This window comes from Sulfuracidifex tepidarius (assembly GCF_008326425.1).
GTDB lineage: Archaea > Thermoproteota > Thermoprotei_A > Sulfolobales > Sulfolobaceae > Sulfuracidifex > Sulfuracidifex tepidarius.
Map to the genome: position 1 here is coordinate 931,982 of NZ_AP018929.1, position 13,886 is coordinate 945,867.

Below are 13,886 nucleotides of genomic sequence, written 5' to 3' on the forward strand. Positions count from 1 at the left end.
TTAACGTAATGACCTCAACGACTGGATAGCAAGATACAACACTAATTCTAGGGAAGAGTTTTCCTTTAAATAGTCCCAATAATCAAATTGCTCGGTCGTCCATTTGGCTATTTTATACGTTAATGCAGCGGACCCCAAAGCAGGCAGTACAGCCCAGGAGCGCGAAAATAATCTGAAAGAACGGACCTAGACTGGACCAAGTTTGTTCAGCCACACTAAATATTGGCGAAGAGTAAAGGGCGTTTAAAGAGGTAGAGAATCCGTACAAAACATAATAAGTGATAACGTTTCTTAGGATCCCTAAAGGTATTAACTTACTTCCTCCCCGCCACGGCGAGGGTTCCCCTCATCGGTTCGTGTTTACATCCCTCATTTGAGGGGCAGTCGAGAGGGTCAGAGACCCCTATTTAGGTTTACGATCGCAATAACGTCACGATCATTCTCATAACCGCAACTAGGACAGCGAAAATACCTATGGGCGACTTCCTCCATCCTTTTCCCGCACTTAGGGCAAGTCACGGAAGAATAACTAGGATTCACAAATTCAACGATTATGCAACTCTTCCTAGCCTGCCACTCAATCCAATATTGAACGCGACGATATTGCATTAAGTAGAGTTTGTCGTGAAACCCCATCGATAGTTTGTCTACGTTCTTAATTAGGTTCTTGAGGTTCTCAAGCTTAATTACGTTAGCACCAATCATACTTGCGGTTTAGACGACGCACTTCCCCACCTTCTTGGCGAAGTCTTCCTAATTCTCTTGGCTTTTAGGTGAAAAGAGCGGGTCCTCCATAATATCCTCTTATTCTCCCTCTCCACCTTCTTTGATTCTTCTGCAAATTCTCAGCTAAAGACTTCCAATGGTGGACTTCCTCAAGCCTTGTTGGGATCCTAACGTAGTGAGTGTCATCTCTTCCGACTACTATCTCACCCGTGTTAATGTCAACAGCAACACTAGACTTTGGCTCGATAATCTCCTCGTGCTTCTCCAATACCACCTTAAGGAAAGCCTTGTCGCCCTTGACTACTAGCCTAGCCTCCCTCGTCCTCCAGCTCAAGTACTCCTTCAAGTTCCTGGGGTAACCTAAGATCGGGAGTTCACCGACACCAGCAATCCTAACAGCCATTGTTTCGAAGTCCACGCTATAGCTCGCTTTAGGTGTTAACAAACAGTAGGTTTGTGAACTCTAGGGAAACGACCCCTCCTCGGGTTATTATACCAACCCTTGTACGTCGAGAGGGCGTCACGATAACAGTCCTCAGCTATCTTTGACGGTAGCTTGTATTCCTCCCTTACTTCTCGTACAATCCCTCGTGGACTTTCGAGAACACTCCCTTCTCTTCTGGATTTGGAACGTTCTCTTTCAACCAGAATAGGGTGAAACGTAGTGCTTTCACGTAGTTGTTCACGAGGGCTAGGAGGGGTTCTGATAGGGCGATCTTCATAGAAACGGTAGCTCTGATCGCTTTACCCCCTGGCCATTGAGGGAATTTACGAAAAAGAAGTATTTAAATTTCCATCCCCTAGAAGGGGCGAGGCTTTCAGCCCTTTGTAAAACGTCGAAAAGAGCAAGCACAACCTTTAGAATAATATTTAGCATATCGAACATATCAAACCTTCCATGTCCGTGGTTAATCAATCCCTAGCTCCCTTAATATCGAGATCTTCAACGATTTCCTGTATTTCTTACCTCCATGCGGAGCCATCCCCTAGTTATCTTCACCCAGATGCTAACTCTGACAGATAAGATAACGGATCATGTGAAAGGTCGCGAAGAAATAACGGGGAGGTTATGTCTTTATATTTCAATATCAATCTAGCGACTAAGCGTTAGAAGTGCTTATATTTAAACATTTTTTTGGGTAAACACAAATTAAGACTAAAAACTATAAAAATAATGGTGATAGTTTTTAGTGTAAACTATAAATGCTGTACAAGATTTCCAATGATATATTTAGACATTGTTAAGAGTTAAAAAAAGGAGGGTTTTTATAAGAGGATTTTTATAGTGAGTTATAGAATAGGTGAAAAAGAAATGGACGGAGTTCCAACAAATTGGGTCTCTCCAAAATGGATGGAGCTTGGAAAGCAAAGCAAGGAGAAATTTGCTAACTGCATTATTATTATAATACCTAAGTGAAAATGGGGGGTTTGGTATAATAAGTAATAATTTTTTTCATATTATTTTGATATTGTCAGAATGTACTGGAGAATTTTTACAAGTAATTTAGGAGAGCTAAGATGTCCTCTTACTGGTGAGGATAATTATGATTGATATTTACATGAACTTTGGAGGAAATTTGGAAATAGGGATACATAATGTAGATAAAAAGGAAATATATGTGGCTACAATTCCTCTGATTTCATATTTTTTTAATTTATTGGATGATAACTATAGAGGCGATCCTAAAGAAATTTATTATAATTATAATTCTACAAAAAATACTACATTAGAGTTAATAAGAAAATATATAAGCCAAAATTTTAACATAGATGATCAAATAGACAATATAATTGTTTCTGGTTCAGCTACCTTGTTTTTGCAGAAGCCCTCAGATATAAGTCTTGCCATAATAAGGAAAATATTCGGAAATAACCATAATAAGATTTACTATTTTACACTATTAAATACATTTATTGATATTACTAATAATAATTTCAAAAATATAGATAACACTGTATATTTACTTTCGCATAAATCAGGAATCCTACCCCTTATTGAGCTATTAGGCTTGGGAGAGAATAGTCTAATTTTTGAAATGGGTACCCAGTCTACTGGAATTTTCTTCTCTAATTTATCTAGTGATTTCTCTTTATCTAATTTAGACTTTCTGAACTTAGGTCTATTTACAGATATCTCATTTTTCTATAACAATTATCATATTCCAATATCCTTTTCAAAAATTTTTCAAAGCGAATTATTATTAATTACAATGTATCTATTCTTATCTATAAAATCTAAAAAATTTGAGGAAGCCTCAGTTAAGACCATGGAGTTTTTAAAGATCTTTTCCAAGTTTTACTATACATATTTTACTGATTATTTAATAAATGAAAATAAGGTTGATAATGAAAAAATTTTACAAGATATAAGTAATATATTACAGACTGATTCCTATCAATTTAATACTTTAAATGAGAATAATGTGTATATGATAGTATATAATTTCTATTATAATATTAAGAAGAAATTTATGTCGCGAATTATTAATTTTCTTAATAAGCGTGAACTCACTTTTCCCCTTAAGGTAATTGTAGACGGTGTGGGTGAATATATCCTTAGAGACCTATTAGAGGACCTTTCAGAAATTGATCAAATGGAATTAATTCAACTTTCTAATATTACTAATAGAGAAGTTTCAGTGTATTCACCTATAGTAGGACCTCTATTAAAAATAAGAAATATGGAATTTAACCATAAGGTGAGAGTGATTTGAATATACCTAATGAGATAAAAATTATAGTATCTATGCTCACTCTTCTTAATTTAGTAGATATGTTTATAGGATACTATTTCGTAATAGACACCTATTTAATTTATAAGAATTTAATAATTTCAGCTTTAGTATGGACGTTGATAAATGCACCGAATATCTTCTCATTGCCTTTACCTTTAATTTTCAGGAAGATAAAGAGTGTAAAGATTAATGTAATAATATTTCCTGTACTGGCATTCCTCGTAGTGTTTGCTTTAAGTCTTGACTTGACACCGTTAGAAGAGATCCTTCTAATAGTCTTATTCGATTTCCTGGTTTTACTGGTGACCAGGCCATTAGGATATTACGCTAAAACTTTATTAAACAAATACGGTGAGTTCATAGATTATGATTCCGTTCTAGATATCTCCCTGTTAGGAGCTTCTATCATAGCGTTGATAATAGCTGGGCTGTTCAATACCTACTTGCCCCGCGCTTACCTACCGGTTATGGGGTTACCTTTACTGATAATAGCCTTTTTATCCATGATATTAAATGATGTCGAGATAACCCTCTCTTCTACTAATTCCTTTAAGGTATGGGTAAACTACATAAAGAGTAACCATGTATTCAGATTCTTAGAAACACATATATATCCGGTTATCGGTCTGGCTAATGCATTAACTATATTGTTTCTTAAGCTCGTATACGTAAACAAGGAGACGTTCTCAGAATACATCACTATAGTTTTAGTAGCGAGTATAGTAGCTGGAGCGTTTGGTGCCATTATTGCCCTAAGGTGGAAGACAAAGACCTTGAGAAGACTGTTGATCTTATCAATCCCTGCCATGTTAATTGAATACGTCTTTCCCTTCATTGCAGGTAGGATAATACCTATTACAGTCCTGACTTTCTTACAGTCAATTGTCGTGTCTTATATTTTCATCCACTTTAATTCTATTTATAAATATATTGTAAGTAAAGACGCTTATGTAAATATCTTGATCGCACAAGGAGTTTTAATGCAACTCTCGATGTTTATAGCGACCATTTCAGTCTCGACAATAGCTACTCTCGTGGGTCTTACATATACTTATATAGGTACTGCGTCGGTGGTAATACTAATAGTGGCACTTACAATATTCTCCAACACTACAAAGGATATTATAAGGGAAAAAGATTAGCGTAAGGTTATGACGGATATGACTTAAAGATCATAAAGTGAAAGCAAGTATGTGGAGAGTCAATAATGTCTCGCGAGATAGAAGTACCTTTTGTCAAAACGTTTTATTTAAATTACAGAGAGTTTATATACACTATCTTCTTACATATAATTTTGTCTTCGTACTTTAACTAATTTTCATTAACATAACTACGGTATTTAATTACCCTTATCCTCTTTGACTCTCCTATTCATTTCCTGAGTATCTCTAAGTCTATTAATATCTCTACAATTGGTTTAAGGAATTCTTCTAATACACTAAATTTTAAAAAGGAATTGGAACTATTCTTTCAAACTATTGCCTAGTTAGGTTAGAATAAAAATAAGTGAAGAATATTGCCAAGATGTTCTATTATAGTTAACTTTTTTTTAAAAGTTCTCAATTCTCATATGCCTCAGAGTTTAAAGCCTAAGAGCATTAAATTATTGTATTATAAAGAGAAGAAAGATGATAAGAGAATTTTTAGACAAGTAGTGACATTAATAGAATATGAAGGACAACCGTCAAAGATAATCCAATGGAGTCAGTTAATAGAAGGCGATCCTTTCGGTGAGCACGAGATAACTTATAGGATAAACTACGGGTCTGAAAGCGTACTTAGAAGTTTTAAAGTGAAGTATTTAGGAAGGGAAGGGGATAAGCATAGGGTTTTGATTAAGGAAGGCGTATCTGGTTGTGGAACTAAGACTAAAAAGATAGAGAATAAGGAGGTGTTGATACCAGACAAACTATACCAACCTTACCCTTTGCAACAAAAAAGTGAAGAAGGGAAAGATCCGAATCCGATAGAATGTGAAATATGCCAAGTACTAGTTCCAATATTATGTAATTTACTTGCAACTAAGGTAGCTAGCGCGATTGCATGTGACGAAGTATGTGAAGTGGATGTCTGTATAATATTCATTGAGGATCCGATTATATATGCTATATGTTCAGTATCTTGCGATATAATATGCAATGAGGTTTTGCAGATTATTCTACGAATTGGTATCCAAACAGCTTGTACGGTAGGTGGTGAATACGTATGTGAAAAAGGTGGATTTTGTTGCTAATTTTGTTTAAAAAAATAAAGGTAAAGATAATAAATATTTAGATGATTGTTATGGTGAGCAAGATGAAAAAGCGTGAAAATAAGGTTATCTTTGGTCCTACTAAACAGATATCAAATTTAAAATACGTCTTACTTATCCTATTATTTTCAGCATTGCCATCAGCTATAGTGCTTATTTTGGCTTATGACATTATTTATATCTTTTTACATAGCTTTATATTATCCGTTTCATTAAGCGCTATAATATCTTCCACATTAGGTGCGACATTGTCCACTTACCTTGACAGATATCTTATGAGGCGTGGGATAAGACCTCCTGGAATAAGGAAAAAAGAGGCTAGGACTAAGTATATAATCTCTCCAGAGAGCGGACAACCCATTGATGAAAAAGTGATTAAGAGATATGAGAAAGCGTTAGCGTTTTCAGATAAGGAGTCGGAAAATTATGTGGCGGAGTTAGCCATGCTAGGCATGATGTATCTGCAGAACGCTGTAGCTTATGATAACAAAGATCTCTACTTGAGGGCTAAGGAGTGTCTGGCAAGGGCTGAGGAGGCTGTGCAAGAAAAGAGAGTGAGCTTTGAAACTAAAATGTTGGTTGATAACCTGAGGAGTAGGATAGAGACTTACAAGTACCGTTTCGGAGAAAGATAACAAGCTAAATTATTATCATCCTTGTATAAGTAATGATAAAGTAAAAGCAAAGAAGTTGTTCTACTAAAAATTAGTTTAGTTCTTGCTCAAATGTATTATAGACTTTTTAATATTAAGAAACGTTTATATCCCTTATTTATTAAAACTTTTTAGAATAAACGAGAGTTTTAAAAAAAGCTGATTACACGTAATATATACTGAGGCGATAAACGATAGAGTTTGAAGATCTTACACAGAAATTTGATATTATAGAGGATGTCGCAAAAAAGAGAAAGCAATATATAGATAGATTAAATAAAAGTAATAAGGTAGAATTTGAAATTAGAGATGATATACAGATAGGAAACTACTCTTTCGCATTTGTGAAAGCTAAAGACGGGAAAGTAGGATATGAAGTCATAATTAAGGAAAAGGATAAGGGGTATCATTTCGGCAGAAGAAAATAAGGGTCGCATTGTAGTATTAAATATTTTGGAGAATATTGAAAGAGAAGGAGATAAGAAAGTATTTACTGCTGAATCTTATTTATTAAGAGAAAATAAGGTAATTAAAGTAGTATCTGGAAGATATGAAATAAAAGGAAACGCACTTTCAAACGTTTTGAGTAATTATGAACCAGAAAAAATAGAGATAAAAAAGGTGAAATAAGATGTGCATAAAGAATGATCCACCGGATCCAGATGCTTCTTATGTTTGTTTTTATGAGTGTTTAGTATATGACTGTGCGGGTAATAATGACATAGAAGTTTTAGACGGAGTTAACATGCACTGATTACTGTATAGGTTTAGCTAATGTTTATACAACATTGTCAAGGTATGTTTTTGAGTACTCTAATACTGTTTTGAAATATATAAATAGATAGAGTTGATTCTATAAATGCAGCTGTAATTAAAAGAGTACAACCTATTATCAGAGGTTTGGTATAATTATTCCTAGTTTTGAATTTTTGACCAGCATAAGCTATGAAACTAAAGCCAAGAAATTCAATCGGACCATGAGGTAAGATACCTATAAGACCTACTATTAATCCAAATTTAAATACTATCTCGCCTACATATAGGGCAATAGTGAAACCGATAATCTTCTGTATAATTTTATTTCCTACTAAGAAAATTATTAATGCAAAAGTAAAATTTACTGTTATTATGTGAAAAAGCAGTGTATAATCTGGTACTGGAAGTTCATGCACTATTGCGGGTTTCTTAAAACCTATTAAGTAATCTATTGGTAAACTGACAGTAAACCAATCCAGAATGTTAAATAAATGTATAGTATTTCTCTATTCATTCTATAGTACACCAAGATAATATCTTAAGAGAAAAAGCGCGAGTAGAGAAACGCTTAATATTCCATATATAATGAACGTAATTAAAAATACCTTTAGACTAGTTTTTACATCGATAAGGAAGGATTTAATTACCAAAAATATCAGAGTAAGTATGGATAAAAATAATATAGCATCAAGATAAAAATAACTATGAGCAATAACTTCTATTGAGCTTAGAATTGCATACATTCCAGATATAAGAAAGGAGAAGTTCGCTATACCTTTCTTTGTTCCCTTATAATATCCCTTTACTATAGGTAAGAAAATTAATCCTAAAAGTAGGTCTACCACTAAAGATCCGGAAAAGTAAAGAGGAAACAAAAATACTAAAGATTTCAACGAAACTATTTGTAATGATAGTACCACGGAGTTAAAAATGGACAATAAAATAGGTATCTCCCAATATCCTAATGAGGAGAGCGGGTCCCCAGTCTTTAACGCATATCTCGTTGAAGTATGAGTAATACGACTCGATAAAGGTAATTCTGTGGTAGAATTAAAATCTTTGCCAAAACTTTCTCTTACGGACGTTAAGAATTCCTCATAGGCCTTCTTGCCAACTGTATTGAACGCAAATGCATCTGCCTTTGATTCTTCAATTCTAATTAATGATATAGACAAAAAATAGCTAATAATCGTAATTAAAACTAACTTCGCTACTAAAGGTAAGCTTATAGTTATATTAGATAAGTTAGGAAACATGGCAATTATTAGGAAATGTATTGTAGAGAGTGTGATAGAGAGATTTAGTGTCTGTAGAATTAAATTTATTAATGCATGGTGTTCTTTAGCATGGCAGAGTTCATGTGCCTTTATAGATTGACTTGAATTTTCCATTATAATTATTAATGTTTTAGAAAAACCATGCCTAGAAATAGTAGGTATTTCAAATGTTACGCCACCTACTTTAAATGGAACGTTTACCAACTTTACATCTTTAGGTTTTATATACTTAAAAGGAGGCATCCTAGACACTATTAAAGCGACCGCTAAGAGAGAAATAAGAAAAGACAAGATAGTGTAAATTACGAAACCTACGGGAGTGTAAAGGGAGGGAATTCTGTAAGCGGAAGTTAACATAAAAATGGTAAATAAAATGGATGCTTCAATAAAGAATATTTTAAGATGAATTAATACTGAATTATAAATAGAATCACTATTTATTTGATTAGTATTAACTATATTAGTCCGATTAGATAACTGACGATTATATAAAAGTAAAGCTTTAACAAAGAATATTAACATTATGAGGGGAGCAAATATGGTAATTATAGCAAATGATAAGGTTAAGTATGTAAAAATATCAAAAAGATGGACATTTTCCTTTCCTATAGTATCTCTTATTACTAAGGATGCAATATCAAGTAAAATTAATATAATTAAAGAAAGAAAATAATGTTTCTTCTTATTATTAGTTATTATAAAAAAATTTCTTTTCATTACAATCACTCAGACTAAACCTACACCAGTACCCGCTAGAGCTAATCCCGCACCAAATAATATATCACTCACAGCTACACTCGTACCTGCTACAGATATGGTATATCCTGCAGTAGCGGCATACCCGGCCACTGGTCCGGCCAGCCCTATTCCGATACCGCCTAGTGCTGAACCTCCTGCCGTGTATAACAATGAGCCCATTATTATACCTGCTATCATTATTTGGAACGGAAATACTGCTAGCATTGCTAATACGAACACTGATAAAATGGCTACTTGGGTTTCATTACTTAATTTGTGCATATAACCTTTTGACTTTATTATCATCTTTATTCCCCTATTATATTTTGGCTTAAACGGCTTTTTTTAACTCTCGATCATGTTAAAAAGTCTTACTAAATAAGAAGTAATCATTTATTTTCCATTTAAAATTAATACTTATAATAGTGTGGCATATGAACAGTTTTTGGAAGAGCTCACTAAACTAAAAAAGTTAAAAATCAATTTAAGTATATTATTTACAGTAAAATATTTAAATGCCCTATGACAGTATTGTTAGACAATGAGGCAATAGGATATTTAGATAAGGATGGAAGCCTAGTCATAGAAGAGGGAAAAATTCAATAAATGAGCTAAATACATTAATTCTGGAATTAAATGTCCTAGATTAGCAGAACTCGGGGAAAATTAATGGAATTTAGAGTTTTTCAGAATAGGTATGTTAGACTTTATCTTATTCAACACGCTATACAACCATATTTTACTCTTTCTTTCATTTTTCCAGCATACATATTTTTAATAAGTAAGAACGTTATTTTAATTGGTGTTCTTTTTAGTATTGCATTCGTACTAGGACATCTTGCAGTAATTGCTGGTTTTTTAACAGATTATATTGTAAATACTAGAATATATTACTTTATCCTTTCGATTCTAAGTGGATCAACGCTTGTTAGTCTTTCTTTATTTACTCCAATTCTATAAGTTTTATCTTTGTAATTTTCCTAATCCTAGGTGTAATACATACATTTAAGGAGACTAATCATAAGAAAGTGTTAAGACACATTGTAAACTCGTATAAAGATTTCAGAAATATTTGGGTTTTAACTCATAGTATTAGAACATTAACGGATTAGTCTACTCTACTTTTCACTTTCCATAGTAGGTTTAAAAGGCGTATTACTAATTTTAGGGTTTTACATGCTTTTGATTCACACTCCCATAATTTTCCTTATTAATCATCCAAAAGGTACTGAGAATGCTAAGATAATCTTTAAGATAACGTTATCTTTATTAAAAGGTAAAAGAGGTGCTCAATTTTATTTAATAGATATTTTTCAGTAATTTCTTCAGGGGAATAGTTCCAGTATTTATAGGTGCATTGTCTTTATCCTCTTCTTTCTTGGTTAATTACACAATTTACTTCGCAGCATTTATCCTTTATGATACCATTTATCTAATAATTATTAATAGAAATTTTAAAAGGGATAGTAATATATATATACGGTTTTACTTTTTAGAGGTCTCATTCCTTCTTTTATTCTATTTACTATAGTCCTCTTTCCTCCTTCATTATATATAATTCCATTGATTATCTATTCCATAATTCTAATATTATTTTATAACCTATTTCTTCAAAAATTCAGTTTAACTTATCTAAGGAAATTTACGCTACTTACTTAGGCCTTAACGCAACTTTTGGCAGCTTATTCTATACAGTAGGAAATTTAATACTATAATATGTAGAAATGACCTTAGGTATAAAAAGTGTTATTGAAGTGGCATCTGCAATATCAGCTTTTTACTCTATAGCTATATCATATATTTTTAGAGATATATTTGAAACTAATAAGAAATAATGTTTTTGCTAAGGAAATATCATAGTGTCGCCATTTGTATATAAATTTATTAAATGGCTTTTCTTTATAAAGAGTATTCATATTAAATAAGATATTATCAATCGTCAAAACTTATAGAAATATAAATAGCTTAATGACAACACTATGAAGTAATCCAAGAATTACTGTAACCGTAAATGGTATAATACTAAGAGCTAAAGAACAATAGAAATTTAGCTTATAACAGATATTTTCAGTACTCAAATAAAATATGTAAACAATTACGATATTATTTGACTAGTTAATAAAGCTAAACTAAACAGTTTAAGAAGACTGGATAAGGAAAAAGTAAAAAAGGAATAGTATAACAGTTACCAATCCTATAATGTTGTAGTTATTCCTTACAATTATTCGCACTAACCTCCCTAGCTATTATATAGGGTGTATTGGTGAAGAACCAGTGCCGCCACGGGGATTTGAACCCAGCACAAACGGATGTTTAAAACGTTTCCATAAATCGTTAAAAAGAAACGTAAGGTATTTCACGAGAGAAGGGAGAACTGATTTACATAAAATAATGAATATTGATATAGCAATCAGTAGATGAGACAACGTTTCCTATTTATGTTAACTCTCAATTTCATGTTATTATGCAAATAGTGTAACAATCTGAGCTATAAGAATATAAGAAGATACGATGCAAATTCCTTGACTTAGAAGTATTTTCTACGAAATAATTCAAACAGTCTGCTTAGCCATTAAACTGGCTATTCCAAGAGCAGGATCATTCCAAAGAATATATAAATGATCTGAAAGGTGGAACCAATGTCGTACAGCACTAGATTAGCAAGACTATTACTTAATATCGAGGAAGAGTAGAACACACTTTCAGATATGGACACGCTATATAAAATATAATATTTGATAATATTTCTCAAAATCTCTATCATAAAACTAGCTAAAATATCAAATGGAACTAGTAGTAACTTCATATCAGAGTCTTCCATGCTACTCCACCCCAATTCCTTAAGTAAGGCTCGTAGAGAACATTTTCTATATTTTTCTTACCTCCATGGGGAGCCAGCCTCTAGTTATCTTCCACCAGATGCTAACTCAGTTAAATTTTTCAAGAGTGAGTTTCTAGAAATTTAGTATATCTTTCTAATTCTTCTAAAGTTAATGAGCCTTTTGCCGGAACTGCTAGTATTTTCTGCTTTTTTGTGATACCCTTCATACGTTAAAAAACGTTAAATCTTCCTTAGCAGGTTTACTTAATTCATAATAATATCGTAGTTAGTTAAAAGTTGAGTTATGAAACTCTTTCCAGTAGGTTTACTAAAATAGCAATATTGTTCCCATTGTCGCGAGAGCGAGCCCTCACAAAGAAAAAATCGGGATCCGGGCAGTAACTGCTTAGAATTTCTATTCAGTAAACTGGAGAGTTTATTCTAGACTACACCTTTAATAACCTCTGGGAAAATTTATACATATGAATACTGGTAAGGACGGAGAATATTATTATGCTGAGTTAAGCAAAGACGAAGTAATTAAGCTTAAGGGGATTGTGGAAAAGAAAGCTAAGGAGAGAACCAACGTCCGTAAACCTTCTTATGAGACCCAACTTCCCAAATAAATATGATACAATTTTTTGAATCTATATTGTAAAGTATTCTTATGTCTCCAGTAACTTCTATTGAAAAAGTAGGATTACCATGCTTATCCTTTCCTAACTTTTCCTGGAATATTTGAAGGGATTATCTAGTAATAATAGCACCTTATCTAAGATAAGCATAACTAACTTATCACTTGCAAAATTATCTAGAAGATAATCAGCTAATTCATCAAGATTATTTATCCTCTTACTAAACATTATCCTTAATTTCCATTCGATGCAAACCACAATAAAAGTAATAGAAAATGTATTTAAAAACTTTTCTCTTTACGTATATTATTTTGTTATAAATAATAGTTGTGAAAAATAAAGTAGAGTCACTGTTTCTCTTGTCGTCCTGGGACTTTACTCCCCAGTTTACCTCTCAAGGGTTTCTTGTTAACTTAGGACTATGCAGTACATGCAGGAAAGGAGGTTCGCGAAGTAGCAGAAAGCTAGATAACCTGCTATGACCGTGAAAGAGTTACAAAAAGAATGAAAGCCTCGACTCTCTGAGGCAGGTATGGATAGCCCCCTTATATTTAAATGCTCCTTTTTCCAAAGGCTCCTTAATGTCTATGAGGGGTAAGGCGATCAGAGCAACTGTTTCGATGAAAATCCCCCTCTGAACCCCTCCTAGCTCTTTTGAATAGCTACGTGAAAACACTGCGTTTCACCCTGTTTTGGTTAAAGGAGAACGTGAAAAATCTAGGAGAGAAGAGAGCACTATGAAGAGTCCACGAGGAGTTATACAAGAGGCTAAGAGAGGGATATGATCTACCGTCAGTTGCTGAGGACTGCTATCGTGACGCTCTCGCGACGTACAAGGGTTGGCATAGTAACCTTAAGAAAGGTCGTTTCCATAGGGTGTACAAGCCCACTTTGGTTGACACCTAAAGAGAAGTGGGCTAAGGCGAACCTCCTCCACTTATCATCACTCTTCACGTATATTCCCACCTATGTGAAGATGTCCAGGGGCATATGGAAGGGATCTCTCGATGGAGAGTAGGAGAAACTAAGGGAAGTCACCGAGGAGAGAACCGAGAGCGAAGAAAGGTATAGAAGAACATTCCCCACACCACTGACCTCGGGAAAGTGTGGGTCTGTGGCGTCGTGGTGGGTATGATCCATCGTCTAGTGCGTACTTCCCTGTGACCAAGCTCATCGATGATGAGGTTCCCCGCTACGGAGAGGACACCTGCCAACATAAGGTAGGGAAGTGATATATATATACATCTTCTTTGCATCATTTCCTTGCGTGCAGTGTTCTCCCTCTTCGCGTTTT

General features: G+C 33.7%; 10 protein-coding genes and 4 pseudogenes. 7 read left to right on the plus strand and 7 right to left on the minus strand.

All coding sequences use genetic code 11. The annotated features are described in order from the left end of the window. Positions 1–346: 346 nt before the first annotated feature. A pseudogene (locus IC007_RS04295) lies at positions 347–1,448 on the minus strand (RNA-guided endonuclease TnpB family protein). Positions 1,449–2,270: 822 nt separating this feature from the next. On the opposite strand from IC007_RS04295, the gene IC007_RS13785 reads away from it, so the two are divergent. The 5 genes from IC007_RS13785 (at position 2,271) to IC007_RS13310 (ending at position 6,995) form a co-directional block, all read left to right on the plus strand. Beyond that, positions 2,271–3,440, plus strand: a complete 1,170-nt coding sequence (locus IC007_RS13785) for a hypothetical protein (protein WP_232049017.1) — start codon at positions 2,271–2,273, stop codon at positions 3,438–3,440. After that, positions 3,437–4,603, plus strand: a complete 1,167-nt coding sequence (locus IC007_RS04310) for a hypothetical protein (protein WP_232049018.1) — start codon at positions 3,437–3,439, stop codon at positions 4,601–4,603. The genes IC007_RS13785 and IC007_RS04310 overlap by 4 nt, the downstream gene beginning before the upstream one ends. 428 nt (positions 4,604–5,031) lie before the next feature. Continuing rightward, positions 5,032–5,694, plus strand: coding sequence for a hypothetical protein (locus IC007_RS13790; protein WP_232049019.1), 663 nt, complete (start codon positions 5,032–5,034; stop codon positions 5,692–5,694). 62 nt (positions 5,695–5,756) lie between these two features. Continuing rightward, positions 5,757–6,347: a hypothetical protein gene (locus tag IC007_RS04320; protein WP_149528420.1), complete on the plus strand. Its 591-nt coding sequence runs from the start codon at positions 5,757–5,759 to the stop codon at positions 6,345–6,347. A 471-nt stretch (positions 6,348–6,818) separates the two neighbouring features. Beyond that, positions 6,819–6,995 (plus strand): hypothetical protein, encoded by a 177-nt coding sequence (locus tag IC007_RS13310; RefSeq protein ID WP_156303827.1) that lies wholly within the window; start codon positions 6,819–6,821, stop codon positions 6,993–6,995. A 161-nt stretch (positions 6,996–7,156) separates the two neighbouring features. On the opposite strand, the gene IC007_RS13795 is transcribed toward IC007_RS13310, so the two are convergent. The 3 genes from IC007_RS13795 to IC007_RS04335 all read right to left on the minus strand — a co-directional run bounded on the left by IC007_RS13795 (position 7,157) and on the right by IC007_RS04335 (position 9,442). Beyond that, positions 7,157–7,537, minus strand: a complete 381-nt coding sequence (locus tag IC007_RS13795; protein WP_054846484.1) for a hypothetical protein — start codon at positions 7,535–7,537, stop codon at positions 7,157–7,159. A gap of 99 nt (positions 7,538–7,636) precedes the next feature. Then, entirely contained in the window at positions 7,637–9,115 is a 1,479-nt protein-coding gene (locus IC007_RS04330; protein WP_149528421.1) for a M48 family metalloprotease, read from the minus strand. A gap of 9 nt (positions 9,116–9,124) precedes the next feature. Next, positions 9,125–9,442: a hypothetical protein gene (locus IC007_RS04335; protein ID WP_054846481.1), complete on the minus strand. Its 318-nt coding sequence runs from the start codon at positions 9,440–9,442 to the stop codon at positions 9,125–9,127. 2,997 nt (positions 9,443–12,439) lie between these two features. On the opposite strand from IC007_RS04335, the gene IC007_RS13435 reads away from it, so the two are divergent. Further along, positions 12,440–12,583: a hypothetical protein gene (locus IC007_RS13435; protein ID WP_167747977.1), complete on the plus strand. Its 144-nt coding sequence runs from the start codon at positions 12,440–12,442 to the stop codon at positions 12,581–12,583. Here the strand turns inward: IC007_RS13435 and IC007_RS13800 are convergent. After that, positions 12,528–12,850 (minus strand): annotated as a pseudogene (locus tag IC007_RS13800) (type II toxin-antitoxin system RelE family toxin). The gene IC007_RS13435 and the pseudogene IC007_RS13800 sit on opposite strands and share 56 nt — an antisense overlap. 323 nt (positions 12,851–13,173) lie before the next feature. Between IC007_RS13800 and IC007_RS13805 the strand changes: the two are divergent. Next, positions 13,174–13,508: pseudogene (locus IC007_RS13805) on the plus strand (RNA-guided endonuclease TnpB family protein); the annotation flags it as partial. Here IC007_RS13805 and IC007_RS14285 read toward each other — a convergent pair. Next, positions 13,502–13,591 (minus strand): annotated as a pseudogene (locus tag IC007_RS14285) (DUF1286 domain-containing protein); the annotation flags it as partial. The pseudogenes IC007_RS13805 and IC007_RS14285 sit on opposite strands and share 7 nt — an antisense overlap. Positions 13,592–13,626: 35 nt before the next feature. Further along, complete coding sequence (locus tag IC007_RS14180) at positions 13,627–13,851, minus strand: DUF1286 domain-containing protein (protein ID WP_149528422.1); 225 nt, start codon at positions 13,849–13,851, stop codon at positions 13,627–13,629. Between the last annotated feature and the right edge of the window lie 35 nt (positions 13,852–13,886).